This is a genomic window from Oceanobacillus sp. M60 (assembly GCF_053839645.1).
The window spans coordinates 559,561-581,940 of record NZ_JBSSNH010000002.1 but is presented as its reverse complement, the minus strand read 5'-3'; the positions used below and the strand labels follow the sequence as shown (position 1 = coordinate 581,940).

26 protein-coding genes are annotated in these 22,380 nt (G+C 39.5%); 24 read left to right on the top strand and 2 right to left on the bottom strand.

Going from position 1 to position 22,380, the window contains the following annotated elements:
* Nucleotides 1-49 precede the first annotated feature (49 nt).
* The 21 genes from spoIIIAA (at nucleotide 50) to spo0A (ending at nucleotide 17,537) form a co-directional block, all read left to right on the top strand.
* Nucleotides 50-1,003: a stage III sporulation protein AA gene (gene spoIIIAA, locus ACW0TQ_RS07035; protein ID WP_042534718.1), complete on the top strand. Its 954-nt coding sequence runs from the start codon at nucleotides 50-52 to the stop codon at nucleotides 1,001-1,003.
* Entirely contained in the window at nucleotides 972-1,484 is a 513-nt protein-coding gene (gene spoIIIAB, locus ACW0TQ_RS07030; protein WP_042534717.1) for a stage III sporulation protein SpoIIIAB, read from the top strand. The genes spoIIIAA and spoIIIAB overlap by 32 nt, the downstream gene beginning before the upstream one ends.
* Nucleotides 1,485-1,517: 33 nt before the next feature.
* Entirely contained in the window at nucleotides 1,518-1,718 is a 201-nt protein-coding gene (gene spoIIIAC, locus ACW0TQ_RS07025; RefSeq protein WP_042534715.1) for a stage III sporulation protein AC, read from the top strand.
* An 11-nt stretch (nucleotides 1,719-1,729) separates the two neighbouring features.
* Entirely contained in the window at nucleotides 1,730-2,122 is a 393-nt protein-coding gene (spoIIIAD, locus tag ACW0TQ_RS07020; RefSeq protein ID WP_042534713.1) for a stage III sporulation protein AD, read from the top strand.
* Between the two features lie 79 nt (nucleotides 2,123-2,201).
* Nucleotides 2,202-3,371: a stage III sporulation protein AE gene (gene spoIIIAE / locus ACW0TQ_RS07015; protein ID WP_042536313.1), complete on the top strand. Its 1,170-nt coding sequence runs from the start codon at nucleotides 2,202-2,204 to the stop codon at nucleotides 3,369-3,371.
* Nucleotides 3,372-3,377: 6 nt separating this feature from the next.
* Nucleotides 3,378-4,004 (top strand): stage III sporulation protein AF, encoded by a 627-nt coding sequence (spoIIIAF, locus tag ACW0TQ_RS07010; protein WP_226895092.1) that lies wholly within the window; start codon nucleotides 3,378-3,380, stop codon nucleotides 4,002-4,004.
* Entirely contained in the window at nucleotides 4,001-4,639 is a 639-nt protein-coding gene (gene spoIIIAG / locus ACW0TQ_RS07005) for a stage III sporulation protein AG (RefSeq protein ID WP_042534710.1), read from the top strand. Before spoIIIAF ends, spoIIIAG begins: the two co-directional genes overlap by 4 nt.
* Nucleotides 4,640-4,652: 13 nt before the next feature.
* Complete coding sequence (locus tag ACW0TQ_RS07000; protein WP_084612991.1) at nucleotides 4,653-5,324, top strand: SpoIIIAH-like family protein; 672 nt, start codon at nucleotides 4,653-4,655, stop codon at nucleotides 5,322-5,324.
* A gap of 239 nt (nucleotides 5,325-5,563) precedes the next feature.
* Complete coding sequence (gene accB, locus ACW0TQ_RS06995) at nucleotides 5,564-6,055, top strand: acetyl-CoA carboxylase biotin carboxyl carrier protein (RefSeq protein WP_042534709.1); 492 nt, start codon at nucleotides 5,564-5,566, stop codon at nucleotides 6,053-6,055.
* A 13-nt stretch (nucleotides 6,056-6,068) separates the two neighbouring features.
* The gene (gene accC / locus ACW0TQ_RS06990; RefSeq protein ID WP_042534708.1) at nucleotides 6,069-7,442 is read left to right on the top strand and encodes an acetyl-CoA carboxylase biotin carboxylase subunit; all 1,374 of its coding nucleotides are present in this window, start codon (nucleotides 6,069-6,071) and stop codon (nucleotides 7,440-7,442) included.
* Between the two features lie 12 nt (nucleotides 7,443-7,454).
* Complete coding sequence (locus ACW0TQ_RS06985) at nucleotides 7,455-7,838, top strand: Asp23/Gls24 family envelope stress response protein (RefSeq protein ID WP_042534706.1); 384 nt, start codon at nucleotides 7,455-7,457, stop codon at nucleotides 7,836-7,838.
* A gap of 305 nt (nucleotides 7,839-8,143) precedes the next feature.
* Entirely contained in the window at nucleotides 8,144-8,524 is a 381-nt protein-coding gene (nusB, locus tag ACW0TQ_RS06980; RefSeq protein ID WP_042534704.1) for a transcription antitermination factor NusB, read from the top strand.
* Nucleotides 8,525-8,538: 14 nt separating this feature from the next.
* Entirely contained in the window at nucleotides 8,539-9,393 is an 855-nt protein-coding gene (folD, locus tag ACW0TQ_RS06975; RefSeq protein WP_042534702.1) for a bifunctional methylenetetrahydrofolate dehydrogenase/methenyltetrahydrofolate cyclohydrolase FolD, read from the top strand.
* The gene (gene xseA, locus ACW0TQ_RS06970) at nucleotides 9,390-10,760 is read left to right on the top strand and encodes an exodeoxyribonuclease VII large subunit (protein ID WP_042534700.1); all 1,371 of its coding nucleotides are present in this window, start codon (nucleotides 9,390-9,392) and stop codon (nucleotides 10,758-10,760) included. Before folD ends, xseA begins: the two co-directional genes overlap by 4 nt.
* Nucleotides 10,738-10,980 carry an exodeoxyribonuclease VII small subunit gene (locus ACW0TQ_RS06965; protein ID WP_042534698.1) on the top strand — a complete coding sequence of 81 codons (243 nt, stop codon included), beginning with the start codon at nucleotides 10,738-10,740 and terminating at the stop codon, nucleotides 10,978-10,980. The genes xseA and ACW0TQ_RS06965 overlap by 23 nt, the downstream gene beginning before the upstream one ends.
* A 1-nt stretch (nucleotide 10,981) precedes the next feature.
* Nucleotides 10,982-11,869, top strand: coding sequence for a polyprenyl synthetase family protein (locus tag ACW0TQ_RS06960; RefSeq protein WP_042534696.1), 888 nt, complete (start codon nucleotides 10,982-10,984; stop codon nucleotides 11,867-11,869).
* A gap of 42 nt (nucleotides 11,870-11,911) precedes the next feature.
* Nucleotides 11,912-12,721, top strand: coding sequence for a TlyA family RNA methyltransferase (locus tag ACW0TQ_RS06955; RefSeq protein WP_042534693.1), 810 nt, complete (start codon nucleotides 11,912-11,914; stop codon nucleotides 12,719-12,721).
* Nucleotides 12,722-12,783: 62 nt separating this feature from the next.
* Complete coding sequence (gene ahrC, locus ACW0TQ_RS06950) at nucleotides 12,784-13,233, top strand: transcriptional regulator AhrC/ArgR (RefSeq protein ID WP_040985350.1); 450 nt, start codon at nucleotides 12,784-12,786, stop codon at nucleotides 13,231-13,233.
* Nucleotides 13,234-13,258: 25 nt separating this feature from the next.
* Nucleotides 13,259-14,953 carry a DNA repair protein RecN gene (gene recN / locus ACW0TQ_RS06945; RefSeq protein WP_042534691.1) on the top strand — a complete coding sequence of 565 codons (1,695 nt, stop codon included), beginning with the start codon at nucleotides 13,259-13,261 and terminating at the stop codon, nucleotides 14,951-14,953.
* A gap of 248 nt (nucleotides 14,954-15,201) precedes the next feature.
* Nucleotides 15,202-16,395, top strand: a complete 1,194-nt coding sequence (gene spoIVB / locus ACW0TQ_RS06940; protein WP_139089148.1) for a SpoIVB peptidase — start codon at nucleotides 15,202-15,204, stop codon at nucleotides 16,393-16,395.
* A gap of 359 nt (nucleotides 16,396-16,754) precedes the next feature.
* A complete protein-coding gene (gene spo0A / locus ACW0TQ_RS06935) occupies nucleotides 16,755-17,537 on the top strand; it encodes a sporulation transcription factor Spo0A (RefSeq protein ID WP_042534689.1) in 783 nt (260 codons plus the stop codon).
* Between the two features lie 271 nt (nucleotides 17,538-17,808).
* On the opposite strand, the gene ACW0TQ_RS06930 is transcribed toward spo0A, so the two are convergent.
* Nucleotides 17,809-18,072: a hypothetical protein gene (locus ACW0TQ_RS06930; RefSeq protein ID WP_042534688.1), complete on the bottom strand. Its 264-nt coding sequence runs from the start codon at nucleotides 18,070-18,072 to the stop codon at nucleotides 17,809-17,811.
* Between the two features lie 211 nt (nucleotides 18,073-18,283).
* Nucleotides 18,284-18,904: a transcriptional repressor LexA gene (gene lexA / locus ACW0TQ_RS06925; protein ID WP_042534686.1), complete on the bottom strand. Its 621-nt coding sequence runs from the start codon at nucleotides 18,902-18,904 to the stop codon at nucleotides 18,284-18,286.
* A gap of 389 nt (nucleotides 18,905-19,293) precedes the next feature.
* Here lexA and ACW0TQ_RS06920 point away from each other — a divergent pair, with 389 nt between their 5' ends.
* The 3 genes from ACW0TQ_RS06920 (at nucleotide 19,294) to tkt (ending at nucleotide 22,342) form a co-directional block, all read left to right on the top strand.
* On the top strand, nucleotides 19,294-19,950 hold the full coding sequence (locus ACW0TQ_RS06920) for a YneB family resolvase-like protein (RefSeq protein WP_455725439.1): 657 nt from the start codon (nucleotides 19,294-19,296) through the stop codon (nucleotides 19,948-19,950).
* 65 nt (nucleotides 19,951-20,015) lie between these two features.
* Nucleotides 20,016-20,249, top strand: a complete 234-nt coding sequence (locus ACW0TQ_RS06915; protein ID WP_042534684.1) for a DUF896 domain-containing protein — start codon at nucleotides 20,016-20,018, stop codon at nucleotides 20,247-20,249.
* A 92-nt stretch (nucleotides 20,250-20,341) separates the two neighbouring features.
* Complete coding sequence (gene tkt, locus ACW0TQ_RS06910) at nucleotides 20,342-22,342, top strand: transketolase (RefSeq protein ID WP_042534683.1); 2,001 nt, start codon at nucleotides 20,342-20,344, stop codon at nucleotides 22,340-22,342.
* The last annotated feature ends 38 nt before the right edge of the window (nucleotides 22,343-22,380 follow it).

The window sequence follows — 22,380 nt, the reverse complement described above, 5'->3', positions numbered from 1 at the left end:
TCTAAGTAAAACAAGCTGATTTTGTATTTTCAAAAAGCGGGGTTTTAGAATGAATGAGATTTTACGACTTTTTCCGCCATCTTTTCAGGACCGGATAGACGGTCTTATAGGTCATCGCTGGTCACAGCTTCAAGAAATTCGAGTACGTATTCATCAAAAAATAGAATTTATTTTCGACTCAGCTGTTTGCTGGCTGGACGAGCCGTTGCCACATAAGAAAGAAGCTGTTTTTATTCTGAACCAGCTGAGTGAATATTCGCTGTATCGGCTGGAAGAAGAGCTGCGTAATGGGTTTATAACCATTGAGGGCGGCCATCGTGTCGGTATTGCAGGAGGTATTATAACAGCGGATCAAAAAGTAAAAGCGATTCAGCCTGTTTCATTTTTTAATATTCGTATTGCCAAGCAAAAAAAAGGCTGTGCAGATATGCTGATGCCTTATATCTATGATGGGATATACCATCACACTATGATTCTTGGAGCACCGCAATCTGGAAAAACAACGGTAATACGCGATATCTGCAGGCAAATAGCCAGTCAATCTGCTACGGGCCGCTCTAAAAAAGTAACCATCGTGGACGAGCGTTCCGAAATAGCAGCATCCATCCGCGGTGTTCCGCAGCATGATATAGGGATGAGAACGGATGTGTTAGATGCCTGTCCGAAAGCAGAAGGGATGATGATGGCGATTCGTACGTTATCTCCCGATATTCTGATTGTCGATGAGATTGGCACAGAAAAGGATGTGGAGGCGATTATCGAAGCATCCCAGGCAGGTGTGAAGGTTATTTGTACAGTGCATGCAGGAGATATGGCTGATTTATACCGCCGCCCTATTATGCAAAAAATAGTTCAGGAATTAATTTTTGAGCGTTACCTGCTGTTAGGGCAGGGAAAAAAAATCGGAAAGCTAGCTTGTGCCTTTGACAAAGACGGGAATCCGATCAGTTTTAAGCAAAGAGGTGGTGAAGGTGAAGTGGATTGGCGTGCTGCTTTTAATTAGTATGTCTACAGTACTTGGCTGGGAATGGGGAAGATCATTAAAACAGCGGCCCAAGCATATTCAATTATTATTGCAGTCGCTTCAGATTTTAGAGGCGGAAATGGTATACAGCCAGGTCCCATTACAAGAAGCATTTCAACTAATCAGTAAGAAACTGCAGGGTCCGACTGCTTTATTTTATCAGGAGCTGGCTGAGGAGCTGGAAAATAAAGAAAAAGATTTTGATGAGATATGGGAAGAATGTGCGCAAAGGTTAATTGGACAATCTGCGTTGCAAAAAAGCGATCTGGAGATATTGCTTCAGTTTGGCAGAACACTGGGACAGCATGATATTGAGCAGCAGAAAAAACATATAAAATTAACCAATCTCTATTTAGAAGAGCAGTGGAAAAATGCCACAGAACGTTTTCAAACGTATGGAAAGCTGTCAAACGTGCTGGGACTTCTGTGCGGTATCTTTCTGGCACTATTGTTTATGTAATGAAATGAGTGGCATCAGGGAAGGAGCAAGTACATGTTTGTGGATGCATTGATACTATTTCAGATTGCTGGTATAGGCATAATTGTAGCGCTTATCCATACGATTTTAAAACAGATGGGCAAGGAAGAAATTGCCCAATTTGCTACGTTGATCGGCTTTATACTTGTTCTGCTCATCGTGGTGAACGGACTCTCAGATTTATTTCAGCAAATCAGATCTGTATTTCTATTTTAAGGAGATTGGATATGGATATTCTCCAGATTACGATTTTAGGTGTACTCGCAAGTATATTATATATCCTGGTAAAAGAGGTACAGCCTTCGCTTGCTTTTTTAATTATTCTTATTACGGGTATTGTTATCTTTTTCTCCATCATTCAGCAAGTCCAATTAATATTTGAAACCATTCGGAAGCTGGGCGACCAGGCGAATGTGCAAGGACTTTATTTAACAACGATTTTAAAAATTATCGGTATTTCTTATATTGCTGAAATCGGAGCTCATCTGACGAAGGACGCCGGTCTGAATTCTGTATCCAAATACATTGAATTAGCAGGAAAAATATTTATTTTACTGCTTGCTGTTCCAATTATTACTGCGGTAATCGAAGCGATTATCGGTTTTATCCCTAATGTTTGATTGGCGAAAGAAAATGAAGCCGGGAAAGGGAGTATCCAGATTGTCTAAAAGACCTGTCAACTTACTCCGAATACTATGTATGCTATTTATCGCTCTTGTTATTAGCCAAGGAAATTCAGCAGTTGTCCAAGCTGAGGATGCTCCAATGACCGAAGAGGAGGAGGAAACCCTTCAAAACTCTTTATTAGATGAGATTTCACTGGATGAAATTCAATCCTATTGGGACCAGCTGATCATGGAGTACGGAGATAACTTACCTGATTTACAAAAAATCAGTATCTATGAATGGATTAAAAATGGAAACAGCTTCTCCATTCAAGATATTCTGATGCATTTTTTGCGCTACCTCCTCCATGAGCTGATTATCAACGGAAAACTTTTAGGGACTCTTTTAATGCTGACCTTATTTGCTGTTGTGCTCCAGTCGATTCAATCTGCATTTGAGCAGACAACCGTCAGCAAGGTTGCTTATTTTGTGGTTTTTTTAGTCCTGTTGTTTATCGTACTGAATAGTTTTTATCTGGCAACTTCATATACAAAAGATGCGATTGATACGATGCAAAGCTTTATGATTGCACTGCTGCCTCTGGTATTGGGAATGATGGCGAGCTTTGGCAATGTGATTTCTGTTTCTTTCTTTCACCCGATTATTATATTCTTTATTCATTTTAGCGGTGTATTTATTTCAGCCTTTGTTTTACCTTTATTATTTCTTTCCGCCATGCTGATTATTATCAGCAGTTTAAATAGTCATTTTAAAGTAACGCATTTGGCCAATCTCTTTAGAAACGTTGCTGTAGGCAGTCTGGGAATTTTTTTAACTATTTTCCTGGGGGTTATTTCTGTTCAGGGGACTGCGACAGCAATCCAAGACGGAGTAGCAATGAAAACAGCTAAATTTGTAACAGGAAATTTTATACCGGTATTAGGACGGACATTTACCGATGCTGCGGATACCATTCTTAGTGCCTCCCTCATTTTAAAAAATGCTGTCGGCATGATTGGCCTGTTTATTATTTTGTTTATTGTCGCTTTCCCGGCTTTGAAAGTGGGAGTCATTGCAATAATTTATAAACTGGCGGCAGCAATATTACAGCCGATTGGCGGGGGCCCGATCGTGCAATGCTTAAATACAGTAAGCACGTATATTTTATTTATCTTAGCCTGTTTGCTGGCAGTCTCCCTGATGTTCTTTCTTGGGATTGTCATCATTGTCGCAGCAAGTAATTTAACCGTCTTACTAAGATAGGGGTTGATGAGAATCGAAATATTTACAGACTGGGTGACACAGATTATTTTATTTATCATTCTGGCCTCCGTAATCGATTTGCTTGTGCCGGCAAATCATCTGCAAAAATATGTGCGGCTGGCGATTAGTTTAATCTTGATTTTGATTCTGCTTCAACCTGTTTTTTATTTGTTTAATACGGATATAAATACTGCTATATCAAGCTCAATGAACAAAATAGAAAGTCAGTTTCAAGGACAGCCTTCGATAGAAAATCAAATAGATTTAGAAAAAAAAGAAATAGAAAGTGGACAAGATGCATATATTTTAGAACAAATGGCTATTGAATTGGAAAAAATAGCGGCAGAACCATTAAAAGAGGAATTTAACGCAGAGATTGCCTCTATTGATTTCCAATTTTCTGTAATGGACTCCGTATCCTACGAGGAGCTGACAGAGGTCATTGTTTATATAACAGAATCAGAACCAGGGGAAGGAGCGATGAACACGGTTGAAGATGTGGTTATTGAATGGGGCAATGAGGAGGAAACGCATTCGGAAGAGCCATTACAAGAGATGGAGGCCAGTTTAAAAGAAATTTGGGAAATTGAGGATAAAGAAATAACGGTCTATTGGGAAGGAGAGGGATTTTGAAAAATAAACTGACTCACTTTTTAAAACAGACCACGGATAGCGAACAAGCTTCGGGGAAAGAAAAAAAGCAGCCGTCTAAAAAAATAGGATTTATTGTTATTTTAGGACTGGTGGGAATTTTATTTATGATTATCAGTAATGTATTAAAACCGGAAGAGGAGGTTCAGCCCGTGCCTTATGACGATTCACAGCTGGAAATTTCGGAAGAAGCGGCTTCAGAATCGGCAGGTGGTGAAGTAGAAGACCTGGAGAATGAGTTAGGCGAACAATTATCCAGCATGCTGAATCAGATGGATGGTGTTTCAGAAACAGAAGTAATGATCAATTTAGAAGCAACAAGTGAGCAGGTCTATGAAAAAAATAGAACAACAGGTAAACAGACGACAGACGAAACGGATCGTAACGGAGGTTCTAGAGTGGTTGAGGATCAGACGGATGATCATCAGGTCGTGCTTTATCGTCAGGGCGATCAGGAAACACCTTTATTGGTACAAACCAAACAGCCGGAAGTACGGGGCGTATTTATTGTAGCACAAGGCATGGAAAGTCAATCGATGAAAAGTCAAGTCATTGAAGCAGTATCCAGAGTATTAGATGTCCCTTCACATAAAATCTCAGTGATGCCTAAAAATTAAGGAGGTAGAATGTATGTTAAAAAAACAAACAGTATGGTTACTCACGATGTTAAGCTTGATGGTTGTTTTAAGTGTCTATTATATCTTTTCAGCAAATGGGAATGATTTAGCTTTTGTGGACGATGGGCAGGACGCAGCTTCAGAGGATGTGGTTCCTGCAACCCAATCTGAGGAAGGAATTGAAGTGGATAATATAGAAAATGTAGACAGCGATGAATTGTTTACAACCATCCGTATGGAAATCCAGGATGAACGCAGCCGGAAGAAAAGCCAGTTAACGGATGTAGTGGCTTCTGCTAATGCATCAGCTACTGAAAAAGATGAAGCATTGCAAGAAATAGATGGCTTAGAGGAATTAGAAACGAAAGAATTGATTCTTCAGGAGCAGCTGCTGGCTTCTACGGAATATGAGGATGTACTTGTCCGTTCCAATAATGGAAAAGTTCATATCCATGTAAAAACCGAAGAATTGCCTGTAACAGAAGCAGCGAATATCATGCAAATGGCCCGTGATGAATTTGGAGAAGATGTCAAAGCAGAAGTTAATTTCCAGCCAACTGCTGAAACGACAGACATGGAAGATACAACGGAAACAGAAGAAGCAGCCGAAACAGAAGAGACAGAAGAAACGGGAGAAGTCCAAGAAGGAGAAGAATCAGAAGACACAACCGAAACGGAAGAGTAAAACAACAAGCCAGCAGCCCGCCTTGGGCTGCTGGCTTTACAAATGTAAAAAACAAGTTTATCCCAACATTAACAGGCATTAACTGTTATAATAATAAAAACAGCTTTTCATCCAGTTAATACAGATTTGATTACGGTAGACTTGATGTTTTTGTTCATTCTATCGTAATATATTAGAAGGTAATGAAACAGCCAGCATGAAATTATAAAAAGATAACAATCGAAATGAGGAGTGCCAATATGTTACAAGTAGATGAAATTAGAGAAATTATTCAAATGGTCGATAAATCATCATTAACCGAATTTTCTTATGAGGCGAACGGTGCAGTCATAGCTATGAAAAAAAATACAGGGTCTGTTACTACTACCGTTCAATCACAGTCTCAAGCCGCAGCAGAACCTCAAGCTCCGGCAGTTCAAGAACCAGAGCCTGAAGTAAACACACAGCCAAATATAAAAGCAGAGGAAATGCCGCAGGCTTCAGCGGATTATGATTATGAGATTGTTTCCCCGATGGTCGGGACATTTTATACTTCTTCTTCTCCAGACAGCGATCCTTTTGTGACAAAAGGAAGCACAGTAGATACAAATACAGTCGTATGTATTGTGGAAGCGATGAAATTATTTAATGAGATTGAAGCGGAAACCAATGGAGAGATTGTGGAAGTTTTAGCTGAAAATGGCGAGCTTGTAGAATATGGTCAGCCATTATTTAGAGTAAAGAAGAAGTAAGGGGATGGAATAATTGATTAAAAAGCTATTAGTTGCCAATCGTGGAGAAATAGCTGTCCGAATTATCCGTGCCTGCAAGGAGATGGGCATAGAGACAGTTGCAATATATTCTGAAGCGGATGAAGAGTCATTACATGTGGAGCTGGCGGATGAAGCATATTGCGTTGGACCAAAACTGAGTAAAGACAGTTATTTAAACATAACTAATATTATGAGTGTTGCATTGTCGACAGAGGCTGATGCGATACACCCGGGGTATGGATTTTTAGCAGAGAATGCTGACTTTGCAGAGATTTGCAGAGCATGCAATGTAATCTTCGTCGGTCCGACACCAGAAGCCATTCAAAAAATGGGAATTAAGGATGTCGCCAAGGAAACAATGAAATCTGCTGATGTACCGGTTGTACCTGGTTCAGAAGGAATTGTTGAAGGGGTAGAGCATGCAAAAGAAATTGCTTTGGAAATAGGCTATCCTGTTATCATTAAAGCAACTGCCGGGGGCGGCGGAAAAGGAATCCGCGTGGCCCGCTCCGAAGAAGAGCTAATAAAAGGAATGGAATTAACACAAAAGGAAGCGGAAACCGCCTTTGGAAATCCAGGTGTCTATATTGAAAAATATATCGAAGACTTTAGACATGTAGAAATTCAAATACTGGCTGATACGCATGGAAATGTTGTTCATCTTGGAGAAAGAGATTGCTCCATCCAGCGCCGTCTGCAGAAATTAGTGGAGGAATCACCTTCCCCTGCAATCAATGAAACACTGAGAGAACGGATGGGAGATGCTTCTGTAAAAGCTGCTCAAGCCGTGGATTATGTCGGTGCAGGAACGATTGAATACATTTTTGACAGACAATCGGAAGCATTTTACTTTATGGAGATGAATACCCGTATTCAAGTAGAGCATCCTGTAACAGAAATGGTTACCGGAGTGGATCTGATTAAAGAACAAATTCGAATTGCAGACGGTCAGGAGCTTGCGTTTACCCAAGAAGATATTACATTTGAGGGACATGCAATCGAATGCCGTATTAATGCGGAAAATCCATATAAGAATTTTATGCCTTCCGCAGGGGAGATTGAAATGTATCTGCCGCCTGGTGGACTTGGAGTTCGTGTGGACTCCGGCGCCTACAGCGGATATAGAATTCCACCATATTACGATTCCATGATCGCGAAGCTTATCGTTTATGCTTCCACCAGAAATGAAGCCGTAGAACGTATGAAGCGTGCTTTGGAAGAGTTTGTTGTTGAAGGAGTGCATACAACCATTCCATTCCAATATCAAATCATGAGCCATCCTGTGTTTAAAGAGGGAGACTTCAATACGAATTTCTTAACTGAATATCCAATCATCGAAGAAAAGGAAGATGAGGATAGCAAATAAGGAGTGAAGGCAATGAGTGATCAACTATTATTAGAGATACTTGAAGATGATAGCTTAGGCAGTGTACAGATTGTACCGGAAGTCCTTGAAGTTATCGCAGGACTTGCTGCAACGGAAGTAGATGGGGTAAAATCAATGCACGGCAGCTTTGCAACGGGTGTTGCGGAGAAATTTGGCAAAAAATCCCACGGTAAAGGGGTCCGCGTAGAATTAACGGATAATGGTGCTATTATTGATATTTATGTAATCCTTAAATTTGGAAAATCGATTCCAAAGGTTGCTGCCAAGCTGCAGACGAATATTAAGCATAATATTCAAACCATGACTTCTATCCAGGTGGAAGAAGTTAATGTTCATGTAGCAGGTATTCAAATGGATAATCAGGAAATTGTATAAATACAAGTACAATAAATGTTCAAATGAGAAGCGGAAAGATTTAGTTATTTTTTGAACATACCTTATGACTCATGCCTCAAAAAATAAAAATAAAGACAGATGTATGAATATACGTTTTAAAACAAAGAGAAGCACAGGCAAATGACCTGTGTTTTTCTTTTTGATAAATTGGCAAAAAAGGCTTCAGCTTTGTAAATTCTTTTTTATTTTTCTTAAAAAAGCGGGCATACGGTATCCTAGCCAAAAATAAGGGAAACGTGTTATGATTTTAACAGTAAATGAAAGAATGTAGAAGGAGACGTGTGATGAATCGACATAAAGCTAGAGAAAAAGCGTTTCAGACGCTTTTTCAGTTAGATATGAATGAAGATGAGGTAAGTTTAGCAATGGAATCATTGAAGGAAGAAGAGCGGAAAGACGTATTTCTGTCTATGTTGATTGAAGGCGTAATTACGTATAAAGAAACAATTGATTTAAAAATATCGGAGAACCTGGAAAAATGGTCGCTCGAGCGAGTTGCATCTGTAGAACGCACTATTTTAAGACTTGCTGTTTATGAATTATTATACATGGAGGATATCCCCCAAAATGTAACTATCAATGAAGCGGTAGAGCTGGCGCATACATTTGGAGATGAACAATCCGGTAAATTCATTAATGGTGTCTTATCAAAGGTTATTTCATAAGGAGGGAATTGATCATGACTGCAGAGTTATTAAACGGAAGAGAGCTGTCAGATGAGTTAAAAGAAGAAATGAAACATGAAGTAGAGATTTTAAAGCAACAGAATATCCACCCGCATTTAACGGTTATTCTGGTAGGAGATAATCCTGCGTCTAAATCTTATGTGAAAGGGAAAGAAAAAGCATGTGATTTCACGGGGATCTCGTCCAACTTAATTGAGCTGCCGGAATCGGTTTCCGAGCAGGAGCTGTTACAAGTGATTGAAGGGCAGAATAATGATAAGGATGTACATGGTATTCTTGTTCAATTGCCATTGCCTGATCATATTGACGAACAAAAGGTCATCCACGCTATTTCTCCTTTAAAAGACGTAGATGGTTTTCACCCGGTCAACATTGGAAAGCTTGTAAATGGAGAAGAAACCTTTTTGCCTTGTACTCCTTATGGGATTCTGACGATGCTTGAATCTAAAAATATTGAAATAGAAGGGAAGCGCGCTGTGATTATCGGACGCAGCAATATTGTCGGAAAACCGATGGGATTATTGCTGTTAGAGAGAAATGCGACAGTTACATATTGTCATTCCCGTACGCAGAACCTTCGTGAACTTGCGTTGGAAGCAGATATTTTAGTAGTTGCCATGGGCAGAGAGCATGCTGTTGACGGAAGCTATGTGAAAGAAGGAGCAGTAGTTATCGATGTTGGTATTAACCGCATGGACAATGGCAAGCTGACTGGTGACGTGGAATTTGAAAGTGCGAAGGAAAAAGCATCTTATATTACACCAGTTCCCCGCGGTGTCGGTCCGATGACGATTACAATGCTTTTAAAAAATACCATCAAGGCTGCTAAAGGACTGTCTGAAAAGTGAAAGATAATTATCTGACGGTTACTGCACTAACCAGGTATGTGAAGCGTAAGATAGATACAGACCCCCATCTGCGACAGGTTTGGCTGCGAGGGGAAATATCTAACTTTAAACACCATAGCCGCGGACACATGTATATGACCATTAAGGATGATAATGCCCGTATCCAGGCAGTGATGTTCTCTTCGAATAACAGCAGGCTTGTTTTTCGTCCGGAAAATGGCATGAGTGTGCTTATTCGGGGAGAGGTAAGTGTCTATGAAGCAAGCGGGCAATATCAGCTTTATATCCGTGACATGGAGCCAGACGGCATCGGGGCGTTGTATCAGGCTTTTGAGCAATTGAAAGAAAAATTGCAAACAGAAGGCTTATTTCTTGATGACCAGAAAAAAAAGATTCCTGCTTACCCGAATCATGTCGGCGTCATTACATCTCCAACCGGGGCAGCTGTCCGTGATATTGTGACAACGATTGAAAGAAGAGCACCTTCTGTGAAGATTACAGTGCTGCCGGTATCTGTGCAGGGTCCGCAGGCGACCAGTTCCATTGTGAAAAAGATTCAATATGCGAATGCTTTTCCAGAGGAGTATGACGTTTTGATTGTCGGCCGCGGTGGCGGGTCGATTGAGGAGTTGTGGAGCTTTAACGAAGAAGCAGTGGCACGAGCGATTTATGCATCGGAGATTCCTGTTATTTCTGCTGTGGGGCATGAAACAGATACAACAATTGCTGATTTTGTATCTGATTTACGTGCGCCGACGCCGACAGGAGCAGCTGAGTTAGCTGTCCCTTCGCAAAAGGAACAGCTTGATAAAGTATCGTATTTAGCGCAGCGTCTGTCACAGGTGATGCGTACAGATATACAAATGCATCGTAAACGATTGGAATCATTAAGCCAAACCTATGCATTTAAATACCCGAAACAGCTGATTGCCCAAAAAGAACAAGAACTGGATTCGATGCTGGATTCATTAAACAAGTCGTTAAAAGCAAGAATGGAACAGAAGCAGCTTCGTTACACGCATCTTAAACAGAGGCTGGATACACAGCATCCGGAGCAGGAAATAAAAACAGCAGCAGATAAAAATAGTAAATTGCTGGCGGAGTTAAACCGATCCATGAAACAGCTGTTTGCAAAATCAGAAAGCGACTTACAGACTTCTATCAACAAATTAACACTGGTTAACCCGCTTGCTGTTATGGCACGAGGTTATGGGATCAGCTATAGTCAAGATGGTGATGTGATTAAATCCATCAAGGATGTGAACGAAGGAGATCCAATCGATGTACGGCTGCAGGACGGATATCTGCATGCAAACGTACAAAAGATAAAGGAGGTAGATCAGAGTGGCGGAAGAAAAGAAATATGATGAATTAACCTTTGAGCAAGCGATGGAAAAGCTCGAAGTTATTGTCAATAAACTGGAGGAAGGCGATGTTCCTCTTGAAAAAGCGATTGAGTATTATCATGATGGGATGAAGCTCTCTAAGCTATGCAATAAAAAATTAACCAATGTACAGGAAAAAATGGTTCATATTTTAAATGAGCAGGGTGAACTGGAGCCGTTTGAAGTAGAGGAGGACAAATAAGATGGCGCATAAACGATTACAGGCATATTTAACGTATTATCAGGAGGAGCTCGAAAAAGCGTATACAAGCTGTTTTAACAAGCTGGAAATACCGGGTAATTTAAAACAGTCCATGCTTTATTCCTTAGATGCCGGAGGAAAGAGATTGCGTCCTATTTTATTATTTGCCAGCTATGAAGCATACGGCCAGGATGTTCAAAAAGCGATGTCATCGGCGATTGCTCTTGAGATGATACATACCTATTCACTCATTCATGATGATTTGCCGGCCATGGATGATGATGATTACCGGCGCGGTATGTTAACGAATCATAAAAAATTTGATGAAGCTACAGCCATTCTTGCGGGCGATGCCTTGTTGACCTACAGCTTTGAATTAATTCTAAATGATCCATTGCTTACTGCAGATGAAAAGGTGACGCTCACCAGAGAATTAACTGCCTGCAGCGGTCCGAAAGGGATGGTCGGCGGACAGATTCTTGATATGGAAGCAGAGAAACAATCTGTTTCGTTAGAAGCCATGGAAGAAATTCATGCCTTGAAAACAGGAGAACTGATTCGTTTCGCTATTTTTGCAGGAGCGTATTTAGCAAATGCAACAGAAGAGCAGGTACGTTATTTAGAGAAATATGCTTATTATTTAGGGCTTATTTTTCAGGTGCAGGATGATATCCTGGATGTTTCCGGCGAGGAAGAAAAGCTGGGAAAACGGGTAGGCAGCGATGAATTAAACGAAAAAAGCACGTACCCTAAATTATTAGGCCTGGAAGGTGCAATTGCGCAAAAAGAAAAATACGTTCAACAAGCATATGAGAACTTGAAATTAGCCGGCGCAGAAGATTCTCTTTTAAAAGCGTTGACGGATTACTTTAGTGAAAGAGACCACTAAAAGCGTGTGTTGACACATTATATTATGTAAAGGAAACGGGTTATGAAAAAAAAGAAAAAAATTGCTGAGCTATTAGTAGAAAGAGAATTGGCGGAAGATATGGAAAAAGCGAAACGTGCGGTGATGGCGGGACTGGTTTATTCAGGAGAAGAGCGTGTGGATAAGCCGGGAAGCCTTGTTCCTGTCAATAAGCCGCTCCGAATCAAAGATAAACGTTTAAAATATGTAGGCCGCGGCGGCTATAAGCTTGAAAAAGCTCTTCAATTATTTTCAGTGTCTATTTCAGATAAAATTTTTATGGACATCGGCTCGTCGACAGGTGGTTTTACAGATTGTGCTTTAAAAAATGGCGCTAAAAAATGCTATGCCATTGATGTCGGCTATAATCAATTAGATTGGAAGCTCCGGAACGACCCTCGTGTGATTGAGATGGAACGGACAAACTTCAGACATGTTACACCAGAGACGCTCGAGTATGGTTTGCCTGAAGTTGCTTCTATTGATGTTTCTTTTATTTCGCTGAAGCATATATTCCCTGTTCTGGCGACATTACTGCATGAAAAGAATGATGTTATTGCGTTAATAAAGCCGCAATTTGAGGCTTTAAGAGACCAGGTTGGTGAAAAAGGGATTGTCAGAGATCCGGCAATTCATCTGGAGGTTCTCGAAAAAGTGGTAAATTATGCAGCGATGGCTTCATTTACTTTAGTAGATATAACATACTCTCCTATTAAAGGAACAGAAGGCAATATTGAATTTCTGGCACATTTCAAATGGAGAAATGAAGAAACGCCAAAAGAAATCGGATTAGAAGAAGTTGTCAGGGAAGCACAGCAGGCATTGACTCAATAATTCTGGAACACATGACATATCACATTATAAGAAGATGTATGCACTATAAGGAGGGTTTATACGTGAGTAAAATACAACGCCATATTAAAATTCGTGAACTGATCACAGAAAACATTATTGAAACACAAGATGAGCTTGTCGATTCATTAAAAAATCTTGGCTATAACGTCACACAGGCTACCGTATCACGGGATATTAAAGAACTGCAATTGGTAAAGGTACCGACGAATACAGGTCAATATAAGTATAGCCTGCCTGCAGATCAGCGTTTTAATCCGCTGCAAAAACTGCAGCGGTTGATTGTGGATACGTTTGTCAAAATAGAGAATGCAAGTCATTTTATTATTTTAAAAACACTCCCTGGAAATGCCCACGCAGTCGGCGTCTTGATCGACAATTTGGATTGGGAAGAAATCATGGGAACCATCTGCGGGGACGATACTTGTTTAATTATATGCAGGACACCTGAACATGCGGAGGATATCAAAAATCGATTAATTGGAATGCTTTAAAATTATTTAGTCGGGGTGAGGCAGCATGTTAACTGAATTATCTATAAAAAACTTTGCGATTATTGAAGAATTATCCTTAAACTTTCAAGAAGGCCTTACTGTTTTGACGGGGGAGACTGGTGCAGGAAAATCGATTATCATTGATGCTATCCAATTATTAGCCGGAGCAAGAGGTTCTGTAGACTTTGTTCGACATGAATCGAATAAAGCGGAGATTGAAGGATTATTTTTCATCGATCACGAAAAGCACCCTATTTACCAAGTAGGAAAAGCATATGGGATTGAAATCAGTGATGAACAAATTGTACTTCAGCGGACCATAACCTCCTCTGGAAAAAGCATCTGCCGTGTAAATAGTAAATTAGTGACACTGGCTATTCTCCGGGAATTTGGAAAAACATTGATTGATATCCATAGTCAGCACGAGACGCAATCGCTGATGGATAATGAGCAGCATATTGATTTTTTAGATCTCTATCTTGGAGATGACATGAAGGAAGCAAAAAAGGATTATCAGGATATTTATAACCGTCTGGAAAATCTGAAGAAAAAGTACCGCAGCCTGAATGACAATGAGCAGGAGATGGCACAGCGCCTGGATCTGCTCCAATTCCAACAGCAGGAATTAACAGAAGCACAGCTTATCCCGAATGAGGATACGGCGCTTGAAGAAGAGCGCAATCAGCTTGCAAATTATGAAAGGATACATCAATCTCTTTCGGATGCTTATTTTTCTTTATATGGAGAGCAGCATGGATTAGAATTAGTCAGCCACGCACAATCAGCTTTACAGGACGGAGCAGATTTAGATCCTTTTATTGCTGAAAAATTGGACAGTATATCTAATCATTATTATATGCTGGAAGAACTCACGTATGATATTCGCAATTATCTTGACCAGCTGCAATTTAATCCGGAGCGCCTGAATGAGATTGAACAGCGGATGGATGAATTGAACAGATTAAAGCGTAAATACGGTCCAACGGTGGAAGAAATGTTAGACTACTTAGGACGCGTTGAAGAAGAAATCGAACAGATTACAAATCGGGAAACGCATTTAAATACACTTGTAACAGAAATTGATGAGGTTGAAAAGGATGCTTTATTAGAAGCAGATCAGCTTCATCACTTACGAAAACAAGCCGCGGAAACATTAACGAACGATATCCACCGGGAATTAAAAGACCTCTATTTAGAAAAGACGACCTTTTCCATTGATTTTGAGGATTCAACGCAGCGGAAGCTGAAATCAAACGGCTATGATAAAATACTTTTCCGCATTTCCACCAATGTCGGCGAGCCTTTAAAAGACCTCACAAAAATAGCTTCAGGAGGAGAATTATCAAGAATCATGCTTGCTTTGAAGAAGATTTTCTCAAAGCATCAGGGCATTACGAGTGTTATTTTTGATGAAGTGGACACCGGAGTCAGCGGAAGAGTCGCACAGGCAATTGCTGAAAAAATCCATGAAATATCGCTGGAATCACAGGTTCTGTGTATTACACATCTTCCGCAGGTCGCTGCTATGGCAGATACGCATAAATTTATTCAGAAAAAGGAAAAGGAAAATCGCACTTTTACTTCTGTTATTGAATTAAATAATACGGAACTGATTGAGGAATTAAGCCGGATGATTACTGGAACAAAATTAACAGATACAGCAAAAGAACATGCGAAAGAAATGTTAACATTGGCAGATCGTTTTAAAAAATCAAATTAAAGGGATAAAAACGTTAAAAAAATCGGACAATAACTGTACCGGTTTTTTCTTTTTCCTGTACTTACAAATTTCGTTAATCACATGTCCTTTTGCATCTTAAGAATAACAACACTATACGTCCGTTTATCTATATTTTTAGAGGAAAAGATACACATATCACATAGGTTGTTCCAGTTTAAACTGCCCTCCAACTGCAAAAAGTATATGTACAGAAAGATAATATTTTTTGTATGAGGAGGAGACGATTTATGAGCAAAACAAACAAAATCAGATGGACATATAAAATCAGCTCGCTATTATCGCTTGCTTTTATATTGTTTTTTATTTCCCCTTCCTTTATCCACGCAGATACTTCCATGCAAGGGTATAAAGAGGTTTTTCAAGACTATCCTATCCTTCCTTTTTTCAATAATGAAGAGCATACGAATAAAGAGGATAATCAGGGGCAGCATCAACGTCTGGAGGATGTAAGAGTAGTACCGGGAGGACAATCCATTGGAGTGCAGTTAGAAACGAAAGGTGTACTGGTTGTCGGTCATCATCAAGTGAAAATGTCTGAAGGAGTAAAGTCTCCGGGAGAAGCCGCTAAAATAAATATTGGTGATACAATTGTTGAAATAAATGGTCAAAAGATCAATCATATGACAGACATTAAACCGATTGTTGATCACAGCGGTAAGGAAAATAAAAAAATGCAAATCAAGCTGAAACGCGGAGATAAGTATATTGAAACAAACCTGCAGCCGATTTTCGACAAAAAAGAAAATGCTTACAAAATTGGTTTATATATCAGAGATACAGCAGCAGGTATTGGAACAATGACATTTTACGAGCCGGAAACAGGGAAATATGGCGCGTTAGGACATGTTATTTCGGATATGGATACGAAGAAACCGATTGACATCAAGCAGGGATCCATTATCCATTCTTCTGTAACTGCAATTGAAAAGGGTGATAATGGTTTACCGGGAGAAAAACAAGCTTCCTTTCAAACGCAAGAAAAAAGAATTGGTAATATCACGAAAAATACGGATTATGGAATATTTGGGGTATTAGAAAAGGAGGTAAATCATGAAAAATATGATGAAACCTTTCCTGTCGCACTATCCCATGAAGTCAAAGAAGGGCCTGCAAAAATTCTTACTGTAGTGGATGGAGAGAAGATTGAAGAATTTGACATTGAAATTATCAGCAGTGTTCCTCAAAAATCAGCATCTACAAAGGGAATGGTTATTCAAATTACCGATCCGCGATTATTAGAATTAACTGGCGGAATTGTTCAGGGAATGAGCGGAAGCCCTATTATTCAAAATGACAAGGTTATCGGTGCAGTAACACATGTGTTTGTAAATGATCCTACCTCGGGATACGGTGTTCATATCGAATGGATGCTTGAAGATGCAGATATTATTCAATCTGATTTGAATGAAGCTGCAGCGTAGCAGCTGCTGTCATTCCGGTTAAGCTTTCTTTTCCCTAACAGAATAAAATAATAAATCAATAATTAAAAATGTCTGTAGTAGCGTTTGCTATTATAGACATTTTTTAGTTTTTAAATAATCATTAAAATATAGTATGTTTATTGGAAATATGCATTTTATTTCCAACTACTATCTGATATAATGAAAACGGATACAATAATACGTTGAAAATTGTGTCGAAAGTTGGTGAAAAAAAGAGAAAAACGAAGAATACTTGAGAAAATCGAAATAAATCAAAAGTTTTTTGATTTTAAAGAGGATATTTATGTTTTTTGTAGAATATGATATAGGTGCATAAAAAGCAAAAGGAGGATTTTTTAGTGAGTAAAATATCTGTGTGTTTTGTTGATGATAATCGTGAGTTAATACAATTAATGGAGGACTTTTTTGGGGAACAGGAAGAAATTGAAATTGTCGGAACAGCATTAAACGGAAGGGACTGCCTCCCGTTGATTGAAGAGAAAACACCGGATGTGCTGGTATTAGATATTATTATGCCGCATATGGATGGAATAGCTGTTTTAAATGAAATTAAAAAAATGGAATTAACTAAAAAACCACATATTATTATGTTGACTGCATTTGGTCAGGAAGAAGTGATGAAGAAGGCAGTTGATTTAGGAGCTTCTTATTTTATCCTGAAGCCGTTTGACATACAGAATCTGGCTGATCAAATTCTGCAGGTTCAGGGAAGTGCGGTTTCCAGAGTATCAAATGTGACGAAAACAAATATTGAAAGTAAGAAAAAGCAGGACCTGGAAGCGAATATAACCAATATTATTCATGAAATAGGCGTGCCTGCGCATATTAAAGGATATATGTACTTAAGAGAAGCAATTACTATGGTTTATAATGATATTGACCTTTTGGGGTCCATCACAAAAGTGCTTTATCCGGATATCGCCAAAAAATTCAATACAACTGCTTCCCGTGTAGAAAGAGCAATTCGCCATGCAATAGAGGTAGCTTGGAGCAGAGGGAATATTGATTCCATTTCAGCATTATTTGGTTACACCATCAATATTTCTAAAGCAAAACCGACGAATTCTGAATTTATTGCGATGGTAGCTGACCGATTACGATTGGAGCATAAGGTATCGTAATATGGCCTGCAAGTATTGACAAAAAGCTTTAAATAACTAGCAACCCGTATTGTCACAGAAGGAAATTATATAAAACCTGCCGATGCATCCAATAAACAGGAAGCAGTACAGCCATTTATGAAGAAAAGAGTTGTACAATTTTATTTGTTATAAGTAAATTGCAAAATTTGTGTTTTTAATAAATATTCTAAAAAGTTGGGACATTACTTATTTTTTGATTAGAACGGTTTTCTTTTTATAAAATGAAAGGCTGTGTATATGCTTTATTCACTTATCCAAGAATAAAAACAGCAACCTGGTACCAAAGTGCAAGAGCAATAATCACAAGAGCAGAAATGATTTTTATCAAATTCTTTTTGGAAAAATAGTTCTTGTCCGGGTAAACTTCTAAAAAAGTGACAATGATGAGAAGAGCTGATAAAAATGGCAGTGTTAAATAATCTGCAACCTTTGTTAAATAGATAATTCCCAGAATAAAGCTGATAATGGTGATTGGAAGATAAAGCCAGCGTTTCTTTTTTAACGTTTCAGTCAATTTTATACACTCCTTATACTTGTACTTTATATTAAGCATATTATGAATGGATTAATTTTATACTAGAAAAAAGGTTAACAGGCACATCTGACAAATGTGCCCGTTAACCTTTTTTGACTGGCCGATAAAATCACCTATAGAGGATGTTCTAACGTTTCTGCTATGTGCAGCTTATACTGCCCGCATGCTCCTGCTCTAAAGCACATTCCTTTTAGTGGATATGACGGTATAAGCCGATTACCTTGCCGAGAATAGATACGTTTTCGTAATAGAGAGGTTCCATCGTTGCATTTTCGGGCTGGAGGCGGAAACGGGTCTTTTCTTTAAAAAAACGTTTGACAGTCGCTTCATTTTCATCCGTCATTGCTACAACGATATCTCCATTATCCGCAGAGCTTTGCTGTTTTACGATAACCATATCTTTGTCGAGGATGCCTGCTTCAATCATACTGTCTCCATCAATGACAAGTACAAACAGATTATCCTCCGGTCCGGCAGAAGAGCTGGGAACGGGAATAAACTCTTCCACATTTTCAATCGCAGTAATCGGGATTCCGGCTGTTACCTTCCCTATTACAGGTACATAAATGGCCTTATCCTTAGGCGCATCATTCTCATTATTATATATGATCTCGATGGCACGAGGTTTGGTCGGGTCTCTCCGAATATATCCTTTGTTTTCTAATCTTTCTAAATGACCGTGAACAGTAGAGCTTGAAGCTAACCCGACAGCTACTGCAATTTCACGTACGGAAGGCGGATAGCCCTTCTGCTCTACTTGATCTTTAATAAAGTCAAAAATCATCTGCTGTCTTTTTGATAGTTTTGTCATGACTTACTCCCCTCTAGCATAGGTATTTGTTATTCATAGTATAGCATTGAATGAATCAATTTACAAACAAATGTTCTAAAAAAGTATTGACAGGAACAGTTGTTCTGAATATACTATAGTAAGAACAACTGTTCCGGAACCAGATAAAATATCGAAGGGGAGTTTTAATATGTTTGAAAAACTGATGAAGTCTGATGCTTTTTATATTGTAGCTTTTATTATTGCGTTAATATTTTTATATACGATGATGGTTACAATTTAAGTGATTGACCAGACGACTGATTTCCTTGCTTATTTTGTAGAGAGCAAATATGCTGGTAAGACAGATTCTGTAAAGAATTGTCACCGAAAAGTTGAAAAAGAGCGGTTTATTATTGGAGGATAAAACATTGAGAACGATTATTTATTGTCGGGTAAGTACAGAAAAAGAAACACAAGAAACATCACTTCAAAGACAATATGAAGAGTTATCTGCGCTGGCCGATAAATTAAATTTTACGGTTGTGGATTGTATTCAGGAGAAGGCCAGCGGCTATGACATTGATAGAGATGGCATATTTAAGCTTCTTGCTTATTTTTCTCATCAAGAAGCTGATTGTCTTTGTATTCAAGATGAAACAAGGCTTGGAAGAGGAAATACAAAAATTGCTTTATTTCATCAGCTCCGGAAAATTAATATCCCCATTTACACGGTTACCCATGAAGGAGAACTTGAGCTGAATGAAGCGGATTCGATGGTGTTGAACATCGTCGGTATAGTGGAAGAATATCAGCGTAAACTACATAATATGAAAATAAAAAGGGGAATGCGACGTGCTGTATCAAATGGGTATAACCCTCAAGAAAATTTACATCATATCAATCAATCCCCGGGAAGAGAACGCGCTGAAATTCCGATGGAAGAGATTGTGCGGCTGCGGCAGAATAAATTAACGTTTCAAGAAATCACAACAGTTTTAAAAGGACTTGGATTTCATGCATCAAAGGCAACCATCCATCGCCGCTACCAGGAATATATCAATTCCTTGAATGAAAGTGAATCGTGACGTAAGATAAAGAAACAGGAAGGTTATTTTAACTCCTGTTTTTTTAATCGAAGGAGGGACAAGCTATGTTGTCTAAAGATAAATTAAATAGAATAAATATGTTAGCTAATAAAGCGAAAAGTGAAGGCTTAACAGAAGAAGAAAAAACAGAACAGCAAAATCTTCGAAAAGAATACCTGGCAAATGTACGGGGTTCTTTTAAAAATCATCTAAAAGGGATGACAGTCATTGACCCGGCCGGGAATGATGTGACCCCGCAAAAGCTTCGTGATTACCAGGAACGTAATAAGAAACACTGATACATCATATTAACTTAGCTTGTATCGTATCGGATTTCATTATAAAATAGAGGAAGAAACAGAATATGTTTTGAAGTGGAAGGAGAAAAACAATGACACAACAAGTTGAGGAACTATCCATCAATACCATTCGCACGCTCTCCATCGATGCAATTGAAAAAGCAAACTCCGGGCATCCGGGATTACCGATGGGTGCGGCACCGATGGCGTATACACTCTGGACAGATTTTATGAATCACAATCCAAAGCATTCCAAATGGTTCAATCGTGACCGTTTTGTATTGTCTGCAGGTCATGGTTCCATGCTGCTGTACAGTCTGTTACACTTATCAGGCTATAATGTATCTATCGATGATTTAAAAGGATTCCGCCAATGGGATTCGAAAACACCGGGACATCCGGAAGTGCATCATACGGATGGTGTAGAAGCAACAACGGGTCCATTGGGACAAGGCATTGCGATGTCAGTAGGAATGGCAATGGCGGAAGCACACTTAGGTGCTGTGTATAATAAAGAAAAGTATAATGTGGTCGATCATTATACATACGCGATTGTCAGTGACGGAGACTTAATGGAAGGAATCTCGCATGAAGCTGCATCGTTAGCCGGCCATATGGGCTTAGGTAAACTGATTGCTTTGTATGATTCCAATGATATTTCATTAGACGGCGATTTAGACCGTTCTTTCTCTGAGAATACGGAACAACGCTTTAAAGCATATGGCTGGCAGGTATTGCGGGTGGAAGACGGCAATGATGTCAACGCCATTCGCCAGGCAATCAAAGAAGCACAGCAAAACCAGGACCAGCCGACATTGATTGAAGTAAAAACAGTTATCGGTTATGGTTCTCCAAATAAATCTGCTTCCAGTGCTTCCCATGGCGCACCGCTTGGGGCAGATGAAGTGAAACTGACTAAAGAAGCCTATAAATGGACGCATGAAGATTTCTATGTGCCGGAGGAAGTATATGCTGACTTTAAAGAAAAAATCGTGAATGACGGTTCCGAAAAAGAAGCAGCATGGGACGAGCTGGTTGCTGCTTATCAAGAAGCCTATCCGGAATTAGGAAAACAGTTCGAGCTTGCTTTAAAAGGAGAGCTTCCTGAAAACTGGCATGAAAATCTTCCTGTATTTGAAGAAGGATCTAAATTTGCTACACGTGCGTCCTCCGGGGAAGTATTAAACGCTGTAGCTAAATCCGTTCCGAATTTCTTTGGCGGAAGTGCCGACCTTGCCGGTTCGAACAAAACAACAATCAATGACGAAGCGGACTTTACCAAGGCAGATTATGCCGGACGTAATATCTGGTTTGGTGTACGTGAACATGCAATGGGTGCTGCTTTAAATGGAATGGCGCTTCACGGAGGACTTCATGTCTTCGGTGGAACCTTCTTTGTCTTCAGTGACTATTTACGTCCATCCATTCGTCTGGCGTCGATTATGAATATGCCGGTAACGTATGTGTTTACGCATGATTCGATTGCAGTCGGGGAAGACGGTCCGACCCATGAGCCTGTGGAGCAATTAGCTGCTTTACGTGCGATGCCTCATCTTTCATTAATCCGTCCAGCGGATGCGAATGAGGTACAGGCAGCATGGCGCTTAGCTTTGGAATCAACAGATCAGCCGACAGCGCTTGTATTGACACGTCAAAACCTGCCTACCTTAGCAAATACCGCAGAATTAGCCTATGAAGGGGTTAAAAAAGGTGCGTACATTGTAAGTAAATCCGAAAAAGAAACACCGGATGCGCTTCTTTTAGCTACCGGTTCCGAGGTTCAACTGGCAGTTGCAGCACAGGAAGCATTGAAGGAAAAAGGTGTCGATGCACAGGTAGTAAGTATGCCTTCATGGGATCGCTTTGAAGCGCAGGATGAAGCATATAAAAACGAAGTACTTCCAAAAGAAGTCACAGCCAGAGTCGGGATTGAAATGGCTGCGTCATTCGGATGGGACCGTTATGTAGGCTTTGAAGGAAAAACACTCACAATTGACCGTTTTGGTGCTTCTGCGAATGGCGATTTATTGATTGAGAAATTTGGTTTTACAGTAGATAACGTTGTTCAATTAGTAGAAGAAGTGACGAAATAAGGAATATTTAAATATTTTATGTCATGAGGAAGAGAGAT